Below are 13,266 nucleotides of genomic sequence, written 5' to 3'. Positions count from 1 at the left end.
TTTTCTCTTAAACTTTGTTTGTAATCGGGGCGAATTTACTACTTTTGCGTGTTAATCACAGTATTTATATATCAAGAAATGATAGAAGACATTAAAAAAGCCTGCCAGGTAATGCGGGAAGGCGGGGTAATTCTGTATCCCACCGATACCGTTTGGGGTATTGGTTGTGACGCTACCAACGAAGATGCGGTGCGCCGTGTATATGAAATAAAGCAGCGTCAGGACAGCAAGGCGATGCTGGTGTTGGTAGATTCTTCCGTAAAGGTGGATTTCTATGTTCGGGATGTCCCGGAAGTGGCATGGGACTTGATAGATTTGGCAGACAAACCGTTGACTATTATTTATTCGGGCGCACGTAATCTGGCGGCAAATTTGCTGGCGGAGGACGGCAGCGCAGGTATCAGGGTGACGAATGAAGAGTTCTCCAAACGTCTTTGCCAGCAGTTCCGCAAGGCGATTGTTTCTACCTCTGCCAATATCAGCGGGCAACCCTCACCGAAGAATTTCAGTGAAATAAGTGAGGAGGTTAAGTCGGCCGTAGATTATATTGTAGGTTATCGGCAAGAAGAGATGAGTAATCCGAAGCCGTCCAGCATTATTAAACTGGGTAAAGGCGGGGTGATTAAAATAATCCGTGAATAAGGAAGATGGCTGGAGAAGAAAGAGGTTGGTTACAACGCTTTATCATTTGGCGTGAGAAGAATGTTAAGGAGAAACGGTTTATTCTGGTTCTTAGCTTTCTGGTCGGTATCTTTACGGCATTTGCCGCATTGATATTGAAAATGCTGATACACTGGATACAGAACTTTCTTACGGAGAACTTCGATACGACAGAGGCTAATTACCAGTATTTGATATATCCGGTGGTGGGAATCTTTTTGGCAGGGCTGTTTGTACGCTATGTCGTAAAGGATGATATCAGTCATGGAGTTACGAAAATTCTATATGCCATATCCCGCAGGCAGGGACGTATCAAACGGCATAATACGTGGTCGTCCATTATCGCCAGTTCCATAACAATCGGGTTCGGTGGTTCGGTCGGAGCGGAGGCGCCGATTGTGCTTACAGGCTCGGCCATCGGCTCTAATCTGGGAAGTCTGTTCAAAATGGAGCACCGTACGCTTATGTTACTGGTGGGATGTGGCGCCGCCGGTGCTGTGGCGGGTATTTTCAAAGCTCCGATTGCGGGGCTTGTGTTTACGTTGGAGGTGCTGATGATAGACTTGACCATGTCCTCGCTGCTTCCATTGCTGATTTCGGCAGTGACGGCGGCGACCGTTTCTTATATCGTGACGGGTACGGAAGCCATGTTTAAGTTTCATCTTGACCAAGCCTTTGAACTGGAGCGTATTCCCTATGTGATTATGCTGGGTATTTTCTGCGGACTGGTTTCTCTTTATTTTACCCGTGCCATGAATTCGGTGGAGGGTATGTTCGGTAAACTGAAAGTTCCTTATAAGAAACTGCTGGTGGGCGGTTCCATGTTGAGTATTCTGATATTCCTTTTCCCGCCGCTTTACGGTGAGGGTTATGATACGATAGAATTGCTGCTTAACGGTACAAGCAAAATAGAGTGGGATACGGTAATGAATAACTCTTTCTTCTACGGTCATAGCCAGTTGCTGCTGTTGTACCTGATGCTGATAATCCTGTTTAAGGTTTTCGCTTCGAGCGCAACGAATGGCGGTGGCGGGTGCGGTGGTATTTTTGCGCCTTCTCTTTATTTGGGATGTATTGCCGGATTCGTATTCTCCCACTTCAGCAATGAGTTTGAGACCACCGCTTTTCTGCCCGAAAAGAATTTTGCCCTGATGGGGATGGCGGGAGTGATGAGCGGTGTCATGCACGCGCCGCTGACGGGCGTATTCCTGATTGCCGAGTTGACGGGAGGGTACGACTTGTTCCTGCCGCTGATGATAGTTTCGGTCAGCTCTTATTTGACGATTATCGTTTTTGAGCCGCATAGCATTTACTCCATGCGTTTGGCAAAGAAGGGAGAACTGCTGACGCATCATAAGGATAAGGCGGTGCTGACGTTGATGAAAGTGGAAAATGTGGTAGAGAAAGATTTTATCGCAGTGCATCCGGAGATGGAACTTGCCGAATTGGTGAAGGCTATCTCCGCTTCTCACCGCAATATATTTCCGGTAACGGATAATGAGGGTAAACTAATCGGTATTGTCTTGCTGGACGATATACGCAATATCATGTTCCGCCAGGAACTGTATCATCGTTTTACGGTGGGTAAATTGATGACTTCCGCTCCGGCGCGTCTTTATAATACGGACAGCATGGAGCAGGTGATGCGTACTTTCGACGATACGAAAGCATGGAATCTGCCGGTAGTGGATGAAGAGGGCAAGTACCTCGGTTTCGTTTCCAAATCGAAGATATTCAACTCGTACCGTCAGGTATTGGTACATTTTTCGGAAGATTAAAAGAGATGATTATGAAGAAAGAAGATTTACGGATTGTATATATGGGTACTCCCGAATTTGCGGTGGAACCCTTGCGCTGCCTCGTGGAAGGCGGATATAATGTAGTAGGAGTGATTACTATGCCCGATAAGCCGGCAGGGCGAGGGCATAAGGTGCAATTCTCTCCGGTGAAACAATATGCGCTGGAGCATGACTTACCGCTTCTCCAGCCTGAAAAGTTGAAAGACGAAACGTTTGTCGGGGCTTTGCGCGCTTGGAACGCCGATTTACAGATTGTAGTCGCTTTCAGGATGTTGCCGGAAGTGGTGTGGAATATGCCGCGTTTGGGAACTTTCAATCTGCATGCTTCGTTGCTACCGCAATACCGCGGCGCCGCTCCTATCAACTGGGCGGTTATCAACGGTGACACGGAAACGGGTATCACTACTTTCTTCTTGAAACATGAAATAGATACGGGAGAGGTTATCCAACAAGTCCGTGTCCCGATTGCTGACACGGATAATGTCGGTATTGTTCATGACAAGCTGATGATGCTTGGCGGCCGTTTGGTAACGGAAACGGTGGACGCTATTCTTGCCGATGCGGTAAGATCCGTTCCACAGGAAGAAATGGTTGTAGCGGGCGAACTGCGTCCGGCTCCCAAGATATTCAAAGATACTTGCCGTATCGATTGGAGCCAGCCGGTCAAGCGCATTTATGATTTTATCCGCGGTCTGTCTCCCTATCCCGCCGCATGGACGGAACTGGTACAGCCGGACGGAACGGTAGTGGTTCTGAAAATATTTGAAACGGAGAAAGTGGAACGCCCGCACTCATTCGCCCCCGGAACTTTGCAGACCGACGGTAAGACGTATATTCGTATAGCGGGCGCAGACGGCTGGATTAGTGTGAACGCGTTGCAGCTTCCGGGTAAGAAACGGCTGAAAACGGATGAACTGTTACGGGGATTTAAATTGACAGAAGAATACAAGGTGCGCTGACTGTTAATCTGAAATCTTTTCTGTATATTTGTTTGTTGTAATTCATGTAACCTAATAGAATGTAACTGATATGAAACCTATAATATCCCCTTCCATACTGTCTGCCGATTTTGCGTATTTGGCAAATGATATTGAAATGATTAACGGCAGTGAAGCCGACTGGGTGCACATCGATATAATGGACGGCGTGTTTGTTCCCAACATCTCTTTCGGCTTTCCTGTGCTGAAATATGTGGCGAAGCTTACGGAAAAGCCTTTGGACGTGCATTTGATGATAGTGCAACCGGAAAAGTTTATTCCTGAAGTAAAGGCTTTGGGGGCGCGTATAATGAACGTGCACTATGAGGCGTGTCCGCATCTGCATCGGGTAGTGCAGCAAATCCGTGAAGCGGGAATGCTGCCTGCGGTTACTATCAACCCGGCTACTCCTGTGGCTATGTTGAGGGACATCATAGATGATGTTTATATGGTATTGATAATGGGGGTAAATCCGGGATTCGGCGGTCAGAAATTTATCGAGCATACCGTTGATAAGGTGCGCGAGTTGCGTGAATTGATAACGGTGACCGGTTCGGAGGCTCTGATAGAGGTTGACGGTGGTGTGAATTTAGAGACAGGCGCCCGTTTGGTAGAGGCAGGCGCTAATGCTTTGGTAGCCGGTAACGCCGTCTTTTCGGCTCCTGATCCGGCGGAAGCCATCCGCGCTTTGAAGAATCTGTAATATTTATTGATAACAGACAACTTACAACGGCATCCTTTCCTGCGACTGTTGATGCCGTTGGTCGGTGGAATAGTATATGGGGATAAATATCCTTATATACTGCCTGCCAGTCTATGGATAGCTGTAATCCTGCTGTTGATAGGCGCATATCTTCTCAGCCGTAAGTATTATGCCCTTTGTAAGCTATATGGGGTTGTCGTATTTTTGGCTTGTTTCGTATTGGGCGGGGCTTTGGTAAGTTTACAGTTAAAGCAGGCTGACCATGCATTTCCGAATACGGAAAAATCTTCCGCTTATCAGGTTGTTCTTACGGCAAAGCCGGAAATCAAGAAAAACAGTATTCTGTTTCATGCCGTTTTGAGAGGAGAAGTGTTGAAGGACACACTCTTATATGACTTTTCAGAAAAGACCTTCCTATTTTATTTCCCTAAAGATTCTGCGGCATATTCTCTGAAAAGAGGGGACAGGCTGTTGGTTTATGCCCGTTTGTCTCCACCGGTGAATAATGGAAATCCGGATGAATTCGATTATGCCCGTTATCTTCTCAGAAAGGGAATCTGCGGAAGCGCTTATGTACATGCCGGATATTGGCGCAGAATTGGTTGTGACGGTTCCTCTACTTTTCGTCAGCAGGCTTCGGACTGCCGTGATAAGATGGTTGCAGGGTATCGGAATATGGGTTTCCACGGGGATGAGCTGGCGATACTTTCTGCGCTTACGGTAGGCTGCAAGGAAGAGCTGAGCGAGCATGTAATCGAGACATATTCAGTAGCCGGAGCCAGCCATGTACTGGCGCTTTCCGGATTGCATATCGGTTTCATTTCGGCTTTATTATTGTTTGTTTTATCGCCTTTGTGGAACAGGTGGCGGTTTTTGAAACCCTTTTTGCTGCTGTCGGTAATCTTGTCTTTATGGGGATTTGCTTTTCTTACCGGATTGTCCTCTTCTGTGGTACGCGCTGTTATCATGTGCTCGTTTTGGCTGCTTTCCGCTCTATTCCCCGCTTGCCAAAGGCTGACGCTGAATACGTTGGGAGCTACGGCTTTCTTGATGTTATTGTTCAATCCCGTATGGTTGTTTGATGTTGGTTTTCAACTGTCTTTTGCGGCTGTTACGGCGATTTTGCTCCTGCAACCCGGGTTATACGGCTTGTTGCCGGTTAAAAATACGGCGCTGCGAAAAGTTTGGGCCTTAATAACCGTTTCCATAGCCGCCCAAATAGGGACGGCGCCTCTGGTCATGCTTTATTTCTCACGTTTTTCCACGCATTTTCTCCTGACAAACTTATGGGTGATTCCGCTGGTGTCGTTGATTGTGTATGCGACTGTTGTATTGCTTGCCTTAACTCCTTTTCCCAGCTTGCAACATTTCTTTGCAGAGATGACAGAGATGTTGATTCGACTGCAAAATACGGTGCTCCGTTGGATTGAGCAACTTCCTTTGGCCTCTATCGACCATATCCGGATGGATATCCGGGAGGTCTTTCTGTTCTATTTCTCTTTGTTGTTATTGTGCCGTGCCGTAACAAGGCGTACGGCAACGAATGTTTATATCGCTTTGTCCGCTCTGCTGCTTTGCGTTTCCTATCATTCGTATTCGTTTATGGCGGATGCTTCCCGTCGCAGCCTTGTCTTCTATAATGTCCGGGGGTGTCCTGCGGTACATTGTTTGACCGATAACTCTTATTCATGGCTGGTTTGTACTGACAGCCTGTCCGATATTACCCGTTTGGAACGTGCGCTTACTCCCCATTGGAACCGTTTGCGTCTGAAATCTCCTGCCGTAATAACGGGAGATTATTCTGCGCCGGATATTTCTGTCCGGAATCAAATCGTGTTTTATGCAGGAAAACGTATTTGCCTGCTGTGCGATAACCGTTGGCGGAATAGAGTTGCCGATATTCCCATCTCTATTGACTATTTATATGTTTCTCAGGGATATAAAGGCGGTATAAAAGAGCTGGTTTCTTTATTTGAAGTGGGTACGGTAGTGATAGACTCATCCGTTTCCGATTATTATCAGGAGAGGATTATCAATGATTGTATTCGACTGGGAATTTCTTATCTTTCCCTTTCTGAAAAAGGTTCTGTGCGCATATCATTATAAATCATAAACTTTTTCGTACTTTTGCCCTTTCATTTGTTGGGGATAAACGGAATTCCCTGTTTATTCAGAACGTAAATCGTAAAAACTATATGTTGACTAAAGTAATAGAGCAATCTAAGATAGACCACTTTGCCAAGTGGATGGAACGTGCGGATAAAATTGTTATTGTTGCTCATGTGGCTCCCGATGGGGATGCAATAGGTTCTTCCTTAGGATTATGGCATTTTCTCAATACGCAAGACAAGGACGCGACTGTTATCGTTCCGAATGCTTTTCCGGATTTTTTGCGGTGGATGCCCGGCAGTAAGGACATACTTTTGTATGACCGCTATAAAGAGTTCGCCGATAAATTGATAGCGGAGGCGGATGTGATATGTTGCCTTGATTTCAACGCCATCAGCCGTATCGATGCAATGGCGGATGCCGTATCTGCTTCTCCTGCACGGAAAATACTGGTAGACCATCATCTGAACCCGGAAGATTTTTGCAGAATCATAATTTCCCACCCCGAGATATCTTCTACTTCGGAGCTTGTTTTTCGTCTGATCTGCCGCATGGGATATTTCAGTGACATCACAAAGGAGGGAGCGGAATGTATCTATACAGGTATGATGACCGATACGGGCGGCTTTACGTATAATTCCAATAATCGTGAAATATACTTTATCATCAGCGAGTTGCTCTCAAAAGGCATTGACAAGGACGATATTTACCGGAAAGTGTATAACACCTATTCCGAGAGCCGTTTGCGTCTTATGGGGCATGTGCTGTCGCAGATGAAAGTCTATCCGGAACATCATGCCGCTTTGATTACGCTGACCAAGAAAGAACAAAGCAATTTCAACTATATCCGCGGCGATAGCGAGGGTTTTGTAAACATACCGTTGAGTATCAAAAATGTAGTGTTCTCCTGTTTCCTGCGTGAGGATACGGAAAAGCCGATGATAAAGGTCTCCTTGCGTTCGGTGGGAAGTTTTCCTTGCAACCGGCTCGCTGCTGAGTTTTTTAACGGCGGCGGACACTTAAATGCTTCCGGCGGAGAATTTTACGGAACGTTGGAAGAAGCTGAAAAAGTGCTGGAGCTGGCGTTGGAAAAGTTTAAGCCGCTGCTTAATGCCAAAGGATAAAAAAAGTTTGGCTGTAAAGGTTAAAAGATACGAACTTTCCACTTGCAGCTTTTAACTTTCAAGGAAATCAGATATTTTTGTACGAAATTACTAAATAACAGAAATGAAGAAACTTACTTTATTCTTTTTGTCTTTATTGGCACTCAGTTTGGGCTTTCAAGCCTGCGATGATAGCAAGACCTATGCAGAGATGCTGGAAGAGGAAAAAGACGGTATAAATGACTTTATCAAAAAGAATGACTTTAAGATAATCTCACAATCGGAGTTTTATGCACAGGACTCTACGACAAAGTCTAAGGAAAAAGGAGACGGCGTGGATGAGTTTGTGCAGCTTGCCAGTGGAGTATATATGCAGATTGTAGATAAAGGCTCCGAGAACGAGGCTGATACGGTGAAGAATAATGATGAGATACTGGTACGTTTTATGGAGTACAGTATCCTTGATAAAGATACCGCGTTATCTAATTTGAGCGCTGTGGAAACTGTGGACGCATTCCGTTATACGGTGACCTCGTCTTCCATAGCGGGAACTTTCTTGCAGGGATACATGATGACCTACTATTCTTCGCCGGCTGTTCCGGCAGGATGGCTTGTCCCGTTGACTTATGTGCGTGATATGGCTCACGTAAGACTGATTATTCCTTCCAAGATGGGACATCAGACGGCTATGCAATACGTATATCCTTATTATTACGATATCCGGAAATATCAAATCTGGAAATAACTAACCAATATTTAAATTATTAACCTATGACTCTAATCAAATCTATCTCTGGAATCCGCGGAACGATCGGCGGTGGTGTAGGCGAGGGGTTGAATCCGCTCGACATCGTGAAGTTTACTTCGGCATACGCTACCCTTATCCGCAAAACGTGTACTGTAAAAAGTAACAAGATTGTAGTAGGCCGTGATGCGCGCATCTCGGGCGAAATGGTAAAGAATGTGGTAGTAGGTACCCTTATGGGTATGGGCTGGGACGTAGTGGACATTGATTTGGCTTCTACCCCGACCACTGAGTTGGCTGTAACCATGGAAGGCGCCAGCGGCGGTATTATCCTGACCGCCTCTCACAATCCCAAACAGTGGAATGCTTTGAAGCTTCTGAATGAAAAAGGAGAATTCCTGAATAAAGAAGAAGGAAACGAGGTACTTCGTATCGCTGAGGCCGAAGCTTTCGATTTTGCGGAGGTGGATAAGCTTGGCTCTTATCGTAAAGACCTGACTTATAATCAAAAACATATTGATAGCGTACTTGCGCTTGATTTAGTGGATGTGGAAGCCATTAAGAAAGCCGGTTTCCGTGTAGCCATTGATTGTGTAAACTCTGTGGGCGGTATCATCCTTCCGCAACTGTTGGAGCAACTTGGAGTACAGCATGTGGAAAAACTCTATTGCGAACCTACCGGTAACTTCCAGCATAACCCTGAACCTTTGGAAAAGAATCTGGGTGACATCATGAACCTGATGAAAGGCGGTAAGGCCGATGTCGCTTTTGTGGTGGACCCGGATGTAGACCGTTTGGCTATGATTTGTGAAGACGGCAAAATGTATGGTGAAGAATACACGCTGGTTACCGTAGCCGATTATGTATTGAAGCATACTCCGGGCAATACGGTTTCTAACTTGAGTTCTACCCGTGCATTGCGTGATGTAACCCGTAAATACGACCAACAATATTACGCTTCCGCCGTAGGTGAAGTGAACGTAACTACCAAGATGAAAGAGGTAGGCGCTGTTATCGGCGGCGAAGGCAATGGTGGAGTCATTTATCCCGCCAGCCACTACGGACGCGATGCCTTGGTGGGTATTGCCCTGTTCCTTAGCCATCTGGCACACGAGGGTAAGAAAGTAAGCGAACTGCGTGCCACTTATCCGGCTTATTTCATGGCTAAGAACCGTGTAGACTTAACTCCGGATACGGATGTCGATGCCATCCTTGCCAAAGTAAAGGAAATCTATAAAAACGAAGAAATCAATGATATCGACGGTGTAAAGATTGACTTCCCTGACAAATGGGTACATTTACGCAAGAGTAACACAGAACCGATTATTCGTGTTTATAGCGAAGCGGCTACGCCGGAAGCAGCCGAAGAAATCGGTCGGCAGATTATGAAAGTAATCGAGGACTTGGCGAAATAAGATAAGAAAGCTAATAAGAAAGAGGGTGTGTCGAAACCCTCATAAATAGAAAATCACCCTCGCTACGACTATCTGTGGCGAGGGTGATTTTCTATTTATGAGGGGAGTTTTGACACACCCTTTTAAATAAGTGTTGAAATTTAATTTATATCAGTAACGATGATATAGCGTAACCTAAGGCTGAAAGCCTTTTTATCTTATAGCCCGGGGTAACACCCCGGGAGTACTGTAAGGGCAAAAGATTTGCATATTCGTCTTTTGCCCTTACAGGGCGCAGAATACCGGGAACATTTATTCCCGGGGTGTTACCCCGGGCTTATAGATAAGAGCCTTTCAGGCTGAAAGCTAAAAATCCTTCAAGTTTAAAGCTAAAATCCTTTAGGCTTAAAACTAAAATCCTTTCAGGCTTAGATTATTCTTGCTATAAATTAAATTTCAACACTTACTTATTATATCAGCTTTACTCGTTCTATCTCCTGCTCGAAATTGGGCGTGAATATCCCTTTTCCTATATTCTCTTTGATTTCCTCTATATTCCAGAAACGTCCGCCATCCAACTCGTCGCTGGGATGTATCTCGTCGTCGTATACGGTTTTGTGTACAAACACGAGCTCTTTCTCGCGTGCGGATTCAAAAACATAATTGGTGATGACTTCCGGTGTGAAGTCGGTTATCCCTAACTCCTCGCGTACTTCCCGTTTCAAGGCCATTTCCACACTTTCGCCCAAATCAACGTGTCCGCCTACCGACGTATCCCACTTGCCGGGTTGTATATCTTTCCATTCGGGACGTTTCTGCAGATATAATTCTCCTTTGGAGTTGAATACATGCAGATGAATTACGGGGTGCAGAAGCTTGCTTCCGTTGTGGCATTCGCCGCGGGTGGCTGCACCTATAATGTTCCCTTGTTCATCGACAAGGGGAAACATTTCCTGATTGTTGTCGCTGTTCATTTTATTCAGAGCTTTTTATGGGTGTTATCAATAAAAATGTCGTGCCGGATATCCTTTAAAGAATATCAAGGTATCAGCAGCGACGAATCACCGTAACTCAAGAACCGGAAATCATGGGCAAGGGCATAGTCGTAAATCTTCCGCCAATCTCCATGTAGAAATGCCGAGACAAGCAGTAACAGTGTGCTTTGCGGCTGGTGGAAGTTGGTCACCATGGCTTTTACGATTCTGTACTCGTATCCCGGAGCAATGATGATTTGCGTGCTGGTATGCAACGTTTCCATGTGATGCCGGTCAAGATAGGCTATGATTGCTCGCAAGGCGTCTACGGCAGGTGTGGCAGCCGTTTCGGGAGTCATCTCATAGGGTTGCCATTGCTTTACATGCAAATCCTCTTCTGTGGCGTCGGGATTGTTCAGAAGAGTAACACCTATGTGATAGAGACTTTCCAGCGTACGTACGGAAGTTGTTCCTACCGCAATGGCTTTTCCTTCGTGCGCTACGAGCTTCTCCAGCGTACTGCGATTGACGGATATGTATTCCGTGTGCATTTCGTGCCCTTCTATCTCTTCGCTTTTGACGGGCTTGAAAGTCCCGGCTCCTACGTGCAGCGTCAGTTCTTCCGGTTCCACTCCTTTCCCGCGCAAAGCGTCCAAAACCCGTGGAGTAAAGTGCAGTCCGGCGGTTGGAGCGGCTACCGAGCCTTTTATTTTGGAATAAACGGTCTGGTAGGTTTCCTTATCACTTTCCTGTGTCTCCCTGTTCAGATAAGGCGGGATAGGCAACTCTCCAAACACCTCGAGAATATCGGCGAATGTTATTTCCGGATTGTTCCAACGAAAATCCACCCAATGACTGGTACCATGGCACGCTCCCCGTTCGGCAGTCAAGGTAAGCGGTTTTCCTTTCACAACCATTTCCCGTTTTAACGTACCTTCTTTCCACTTTTTCAGATTTCCTATCATGCAGAGCCATGCGGCGTGTTCCGTCTGCTGAAAATTAAGAGCGTAGTCGTTGGGTCGGATAGGTTCGAGACAGAACACTTCGATAAGCGCTCCCGTCTCTTTATGGAAGTGCAGACGCGCCTGGATAACCTTGGTGTTATTAAAAATCATCAGGCTGTTGGCCGGAAGGTAATCGGGCAGGGAGGTGAATACGTCTTCGGAAACCTCACCGTGGCGATACAGCAATAACTTGGATTGGTCGCGTACAGGCAATGGAAACTTGGCGATGCGCTCATCAGGCAAGGGGTAATTGAATTCGCTGATTCTAATATGTCTGGGATCTTCTTTCATATCTTTGTTTTATTAGGGACTGCAAAGGTACGGATATTTGGGAAGATTTGAATTATATGCAGGCAATTAATGATTGTCTTGCCGAAGCGCCCGGAGAGTTACTTTACTTACCACGCAATCTTGGAACGGAAGTTATGTTTATAGAAATCAAAGTTTGATTCTTATAAACTAAAGCTTTATTCTTAGAAATGAAACTTCTGTTTTAAGATTGCATCGCATGAATAAAAACTTTGCGATACAAACAAAGTATGTTTGTATATAATCATCAAATAATTCCTAACTTTGCGAGAGATAAAAGAGGATGCCGGAATCGCATGTCTGCCATGGTTTTGACGCATCTTCCGGGTAATGATAAAAAAACAGAATGGAAAGTATGAAAATAGGAGATAAAGTACGCTTCCTCAGTGAAGTAGGCGGTGGTGTCGTGACGGGATTCCGTGGAAAAGACATAGTATTGGTAGAAGATGCCGACGGTTTTGACATTCCGATGCCGGTGCGCGAATGTGTGGTGATTGAAACGGATGATTATAATATTCCCACTTCGGCTTCTAAAGCAGCCAAGAAGAGGGCGGAGGAGCAATCGGCGGCTCGTACGATTGTTGCAACCTCAAAGCCGGCATCTTCCGCTTCGGGCTCCGGACAGCGGGTGGAGCGTCCGGTCGAACCCCGGATATCCGTTTATCGTCAGCCGGAAATGAAGGGCGGTGATGTACTGAATGTATACCTTGCCTTTGTTCCGGAGGATATCAAGGCGGTAAGCACCACTCCGTTTGAGGCCTATTTGGTGAACGATAGCAATTACTGTATGTATTATACATATTTAAGCGCGGAAGGCAAGTCGTGGACTGTCCGTTCGCATGGTCTGATAGAACCGAATACAAAGCTTTTGTTAGAGGAATTTGAAAAATCGGAGCTGAATGACAGGGAGCGTGCAGCCGTTCAGTTGGTCGCTTTCAAGGACAATCGCTCTTTTGCCATGAAGCCTGCTGTCAATGTGGAAATTCGTATCGATACGGTGAAGTTCTATAAACTGCATACATTCCGGCATACCGACTTTTTTGACACTCCCGCGCTTATGTACGATGTGGTGAAGAATGACGCTCCTGCCAAACAGGTTTACGTGTCGGCCGAGGATTTGCAGGACGCCCTGATGCAGAAGAAAACGGCGGATGTCCCGTCCAAGCCTCAGACTATCGTCAAGCGGGGCGGCAAAAATGAAATCATCGAAGTGGATTTACATATCGGCGAATTGCTGGATGATACGCGTGGCATGAGTAACAGCGAGATATTGAACTACCAGTTGGATAAGTTTCGCGAGGTAATGGAGCAATACAAGAATAAGCGTGAGCAGCGTATCGTCTTCATTCATGGCAAGGGAGACGGTGTGCTTCGCAAAGCCTTATTGGATGAGATGAAACGGAAATATACGGCTTGTAAGACACAAGACGCTTCTTTCCAGGAATATGGGTTCGGAGCTACGATGGTTACAATAAAATAAAACACGGAG

The 13,266-nt window shown here is 45.9% G+C and carries 11 protein-coding genes; 9 read left to right on the top strand and 2 right to left on the bottom strand.

Annotated features, from left to right (window positions below; translation table 11 throughout):
• Positions 1 to 78: 78 nt before the first annotated feature.
• The 8 genes from BUB52_RS04060 (at position 79) to glmM (ending at position 9,511) form a co-directional block, all read left to right on the top strand.
• The gene (locus BUB52_RS04060; RefSeq protein WP_009122720.1) at positions 79 to 642 is read left to right on the top strand and encodes an L-threonylcarbamoyladenylate synthase; all 564 of its coding nucleotides are present in this window, start codon (positions 79 to 81) and stop codon (positions 640 to 642) included.
• 5 nt (positions 643 to 647) lie between these two features.
• Positions 648 to 2,438 (top strand): chloride channel protein, encoded by a 1,791-nt coding sequence (locus tag BUB52_RS04055; RefSeq protein WP_009122719.1) that lies wholly within the window; start codon positions 648 to 650, stop codon positions 2,436 to 2,438.
• A 5-nt stretch (positions 2,439 to 2,443) separates the two neighbouring features.
• On the top strand, positions 2,444 to 3,418 hold the full coding sequence (gene fmt, locus BUB52_RS04050; RefSeq protein ID WP_009122718.1) for a methionyl-tRNA formyltransferase: 975 nt from the start codon (positions 2,444 to 2,446) through the stop codon (positions 3,416 to 3,418).
• Between the two features lie 70 nt (positions 3,419 to 3,488).
• Positions 3,489 to 4,139: a ribulose-phosphate 3-epimerase gene (rpe, locus tag BUB52_RS04045; protein ID WP_009122717.1), complete on the top strand. Its 651-nt coding sequence runs from the start codon at positions 3,489 to 3,491 to the stop codon at positions 4,137 to 4,139.
• A 51-nt stretch (positions 4,140 to 4,190) separates the two neighbouring features.
• Complete coding sequence (locus tag BUB52_RS04040; RefSeq protein ID WP_009122716.1) at positions 4,191 to 6,245, top strand: ComEC/Rec2 family competence protein; 2,055 nt, start codon at positions 4,191 to 4,193, stop codon at positions 6,243 to 6,245.
• Positions 6,246 to 6,334: 89 nt separating this feature from the next.
• Entirely contained in the window at positions 6,335 to 7,372 is a 1,038-nt protein-coding gene (locus tag BUB52_RS04035; protein ID WP_009122715.1) for a DHH family phosphoesterase, read from the top strand.
• A gap of 103 nt (positions 7,373 to 7,475) precedes the next feature.
• Positions 7,476 to 8,096 carry a BamK family beta-barrel-assembly machinery protein gene (locus BUB52_RS04030; RefSeq protein WP_009122714.1) on the top strand — a complete coding sequence of 207 codons (621 nt, stop codon included), beginning with the start codon at positions 7,476 to 7,478 and terminating at the stop codon, positions 8,094 to 8,096.
• Positions 8,097 to 8,122: 26 nt separating this feature from the next.
• A complete protein-coding gene (glmM, locus tag BUB52_RS04025) occupies positions 8,123 to 9,511 on the top strand; it encodes a phosphoglucosamine mutase (protein WP_009122713.1) in 1,389 nt (462 codons plus the stop codon).
• A 449-nt stretch (positions 9,512 to 9,960) separates the two neighbouring features.
• Here glmM and BUB52_RS04020 read toward each other — a convergent pair whose 3' ends face one another.
• Both BUB52_RS04020 and BUB52_RS04015 read right to left on the bottom strand, forming a co-directional pair.
• Positions 9,961 to 10,464 carry an NUDIX hydrolase gene (locus BUB52_RS04020; RefSeq protein WP_009122712.1) on the bottom strand — a complete coding sequence of 168 codons (504 nt, stop codon included), beginning with the start codon at positions 10,462 to 10,464 and terminating at the stop codon, positions 9,961 to 9,963.
• Between the two features lie 65 nt (positions 10,465 to 10,529).
• On the bottom strand, positions 10,530 to 11,759 hold the full coding sequence (locus BUB52_RS04015; RefSeq protein ID WP_009122711.1) for an S-adenosylmethionine:tRNA ribosyltransferase-isomerase: 1,230 nt from the start codon (positions 11,757 to 11,759) through the stop codon (positions 10,530 to 10,532).
• A gap of 373 nt (positions 11,760 to 12,132) precedes the next feature.
• Here BUB52_RS04015 and BUB52_RS04010 point away from each other — a divergent pair, with 373 nt between their 5' ends.
• Entirely contained in the window at positions 12,133 to 13,257 is a 1,125-nt protein-coding gene (locus tag BUB52_RS04010) for a DUF2027 domain-containing protein (RefSeq protein ID WP_039951022.1), read from the top strand.
• The last annotated feature ends 9 nt before the right edge of the window (positions 13,258 to 13,266 follow it).

Origin of the sequence: Bacteroides clarus YIT 12056, from assembly GCF_900129655.1 — a bacterium.
GTDB lineage: Bacteria > Bacteroidota > Bacteroidia > Bacteroidales > Bacteroidaceae > Bacteroides > Bacteroides clarus.
Note: the sequence above shows the minus strand (reverse complement) of the source record. Positions and strands in the feature narration are given on the sequence as shown.